The 4,211-nt window shown below is 54.4% G+C and carries 4 protein-coding genes; all 4 read left to right on the forward strand.

The genetic code is table 11. The features are described from left to right. Window positions 1-1,133 (forward strand): ABC transporter substrate-binding protein (locus tag Q0231_RS00770; RefSeq protein WP_299343768.1); only part of this gene is annotated, 1,133 nt, incomplete at its 5' end. A 38-nt stretch (window positions 1,134-1,171) separates the two neighbouring features. Next, window positions 1,172-2,134, forward strand: coding sequence for an ABC transporter permease (locus Q0231_RS00775; RefSeq protein WP_299343776.1), 963 nt, complete (start codon window positions 1,172-1,174; stop codon window positions 2,132-2,134). Beyond that, entirely contained in the window at window positions 2,127-2,987 is an 861-nt protein-coding gene (locus Q0231_RS00780; RefSeq protein ID WP_269392612.1) for an ABC transporter permease, read from the forward strand. The genes Q0231_RS00775 and Q0231_RS00780 overlap by 8 nt, the downstream gene beginning before the upstream one ends. Then, window positions 2,974-4,211: ABC transporter ATP-binding protein (locus Q0231_RS00785; RefSeq protein WP_299343773.1), on the forward strand; the 1,238-nt coding region annotated here is incomplete at its 3' end. The genes Q0231_RS00780 and Q0231_RS00785, both read left to right, overlap by 14 nt.

Genomic DNA, 4,211 nt, shown 5'->3' on the forward strand with positions numbered 1-4,211 from the left:
CTGATGACAGCACCAACGCACAAAAAGGCATTTTTGCCCCGATCACCTCTGTGACCGCCGTTGATCCTTCCACCATCGAGATCAAAATTGCGCAGCCGCAGGGCGATTTTTTGTTCAATATTGGCCGGGGCGACGCGGTTATTGTTGCGCCTGAGAGTGCTGAAACCAACCAATCCAACCCCGTTGGCACTGGCCCCTTTAAGTTCGTGCAATGGGATCAAGGCAGCCGCGTCATTTTGGAGAAAAACCCTAATTACACCGGCACACCAGCGTTTATGAACAAGGCGAGGTTCGTGTTTATTTCTGATCCGAACGCGGCGCAAAACGCCATGCTTGCTGGTGATGTGGACGGGTTTGCCAACTTCCCTGCGCCTGAAAGTCTGGCGATTTTTGAAGCAGACCCACGTTACCAAGTGGTGCGCGGCTCTACAGAGGGCGAAACCATTTTGTCCACCAATAACGCCAAAGCGCCGTTCAACGACAAACGCGTGCGCCAAGCCATTGCTCATGCGCTTGATCGGCAAGCTATTATCGATGGGGCGATGTTTGGTTATGGCACACCAATCGGCACACATTTTGCACCGCATCACCCCTATTACGAAGATCTGTTAGACACTTATCCGCGTGACATTGAACGGGCCAAAGCTTTGCTGGCAGAAGCGGGTTACCCAGAAGGGTTTGAAGCCACCTTCAAATTACCACCGCCAACTTATGCGCGTCGTGGTGGGCAGATTATCGCCGCCCAATTGCGCGAGATTGGCATTGAGTTGGAGTTGATCAACGTCGAGTGGGGCCAGTGGCTTGAAGATGTGTTCAAAACCAAAAACTATGATCTTTCGATTGTCAGCCATGTGGAACCGTTTGATATCGGCATTTATGCGAACCCGGATTACTATTTCCAATATGACAATGTGGTGTTTCAAGCGATCATTGAAAAACTCAATGTGACCGCTAATGAAGCCAAGCGCGAACAGTTGGCCCGTGCTGCCCAACGCATTTTGACTGAAGATGCGGTGAACGGCTATTTGTTCCAACTGGCAAAGACCGGCGTTTGGAACACAAACCTTGAAGGCATGTGGCTAAACTCCCCGGTCGAAGGCAATGATTTGACCGCTGTTCGCTGGACAAATTGAGCTTGACTTTACAGCGCTAGCAGGGCCGATTGACCCCTATGATTGGCTTTGCAGCAAAACGGTTATTTGGCGTCGCGGTTACCCTTTTGGTGGCCGCGGCGATCCTGTTTTTTCTGCTGGATATTTTGCCCGGCGACCCGGCGCGGTTTATGCTGGGGATCAACGCTACCGAGGACGCGGTGGCTGCATTGCGTACCGAGTTGGGCTTAGATCAACCCGCTTTCAATCGGTTCTTCATTTGGCTCTTTGGCTTGTTTCAAGGCGACCTTGGCATCAGCTTTTCACAACGGATGCCCGTCACTCAATTGATGGCCGAACGGTTGCAAGTCAGCTTGCCGCTGGCACTTGGGGCGCTTGCCCTTTCCACCCTCATTGGATTGCCCATCGGCATTTTCGCCGCGCAACATCGTGGCAAATTGGGCGACACATTGGCGATGGTTTTGGCGCAGATCGGCATTGCCATCCCCAACTTTTGGTTCGCCATGCTTTTAGTGCTCGCCTTTGCTGTCACATGGCGCATACTCCCGCCCGGCGGTTTTGTGCCGTGGGGTGAGAACCCATTGCTGGCGCTGCGCTCTTTGGTGTTGCCCACGATTGCATTGGCGTTGCCGCAAGCCGCTATTTTGGCACGGGTGATGCGCACATCATTGGTGGATGTGATGCAGGCCGATTTCATCCGCACGGCGCGCGCCAAGGGCCTCTCGCAAAGTCAAGCCATTTGGCGGCATGGGGTGCGCAATGCGCTACTTCCGGTGCTGACGATCATGGGATTGCAATTCGCGTTTTTGATCGCCGGCACCATCATTGTTGAAAACGTGTTCTACCTGCCCGGATTGGGCCGATTGATTTTCAGCGCCATTTCCGCCCGCGACCTAATTGTGGTGCGCAGCGCCATATTGGTATTGGTGGCTATGGTGATTTTGGTGATGTTCATCGTTGATTTGGCTTATGCGTTGGTTGACCCGCGCATCCGCACTGGTGGAGGGCAAGACGATGGCTGAGCAATCCACGTTCGTCCGCGCGCTGCACCACCCCAGTTTTCGACTAGGTCTCTTAGGCAGTGCTTTATTTGTTTTGCTGGCGCTGATCTCGCTGGTCTGGACGCCCCACCCAACTGATATTGTCGACATTCCAAATCGGTTCGCAAACGTCAACGCCAACAATTGGCTGGGCACGGATTATCTAGGTCGCGATCAATTGAGTTTATTGATGGTTGGCATCGCGTCGAGTTTAAAAGTCGCGCTTTTGGCCGTGGCGATTGGCGCCTTGATCGGCGTGCCTTTGGGGCTGATGGCAGCGGCGCAGCGCGGTTGGCTGGAAGCTGTCATTCTTCGGTTCAATGATTTCATTTTCGCTTTCCCTGCCATCATTTCGGCGATCATCATCACCACACTTTTTGGCCCTTCCGCGATTAATGCGATGGTGGCGATTGGGATTTTTAACATCCCTGTTTTCGCCCGGGTTGCACGCGGCGGCGCGCTGAGCCTGTGGACGCTTGAATATGTGGACGCAGCGAAACTCTCAGGACTTTCAAACGCGCAGATCAGTTTGCGCCATATCATGCCCAATGTGGCGAGTTTGCTGATTGTACAGGCCACCATTCAACTCTCGCTTGGGGTTTTGGCCGAAGCTGGCCTTTCCTACATTGGGTTGGGGACACAACCGCCGGACACCAGTTTGGGATTGATGTTAAAAGAGGCGCAGAGTTTCTTCTTCGGCTTCCCCATGCAGGCGATTATCCCCGGCATGGCAATTGTGCTGTTTGTGATCAGCTTCAACCTACTGGGCGATGGCTTACGCGATACGCTTGATCCCAAACTCACCAAAGCCGGAGGCGTTGATGTCGCTGGTTGAGGTGAAAGACTTATCCATAGGTTTTGGCGACCACACGGTGGTGCACCAAATGTCATTGTCCATTACCCCCGGCCAACGGGTCGGCGTTGTGGGGGAAAGCGGATCGGGCAAAAGCCTTACCGCTTTGTCGATTATTGACCTGCTGCCCGAAAGCGCCAACACAACCGGCGAAATCATCCGCAACGTGCCTGCGGGTGAAAGCTTACGCGGCAAACATATTGGCATGGTTTTTCAGGAGCCGATGACGGCGCTGAACCCTTTAATGCGGGTGGGCGATCAGATCCGCGAAGCGCTTGAATTGCACCTGCCCGACATTGATTTTACCGCGCGGGTTAGCGAACTGATTGCCGAAGTTGATCTGCCCGCCAGCGTGGCCAAACGCTATCCGCACGAACTATCGGGTGGGCAACGCCAGCGCATCGGTTTGGCGATTGCATTGGCGGGAGAGCCTGAACTGCTGATCGCGGACGAGCCAACATCGGCCCTTGATATGATCACCCAAGCGCAGATTGTCGCGCTGATCAAACGGGTGTGCGACACGCACAATATGGCGCTTTTGTTCATCTCGCATGACCTTGGGGCCGTCGCCGCGCTTTGCGAACATGTGCATGTGCTGGAAAAAGGCAAATGCGTAGAAAGCGGGTCAATTGAAACGGTGCTCAAAGCCCCACAAGAAGCCTATACGCAACGTCTAATCGCTGCGGCGCGTCCTACCCGCCGCCGGCTGAAAACTCGGGAAATTGGGGCACCACTGCTCGAACTTGATGGCATCTCAAAACGCTTTAAACTGCCCGGCCCCTTTTGGGCACAAAAGGCTTATGTACAGGCGCTCAATGATATTTCGCTGACCATTCGAGAATCCGAATGCGTGGGTTTGGTTGGTCCATCGGGCTGTGGCAAAACCACCTTGTCGCGGATTATTGCCGGGCTGCAAACCGCCCAGCGCGGCACCATTGCGTTTGATCAACACACCTATGGGCGCAAATTGGGGGAAATGCCCCACGCGGCGCGGCGCGAACTCTCGATGGTGTTTCAAGACCCATTTGGCAGTTTTGACCCCCGCTTGAACATGGCGCAATCACTTTACGAACCGCTGAATTTGATGCCTGAATTGGGCCACGCTGAGCGCCAAGAGCGGGTGCATATGGCGCTTGAACGGGTTGGCCTAACGCCGGACATGTTGGGCCGTCATCCGCATGCCTTTTCGGGCGGCCAACGCCAACG

This window comes from uncultured Maritalea sp. (assembly GCF_937139385.1).
Lineage (GTDB): Bacteria > Pseudomonadota > Alphaproteobacteria > Rhizobiales > Devosiaceae > Maritalea > Maritalea porphyrae_A.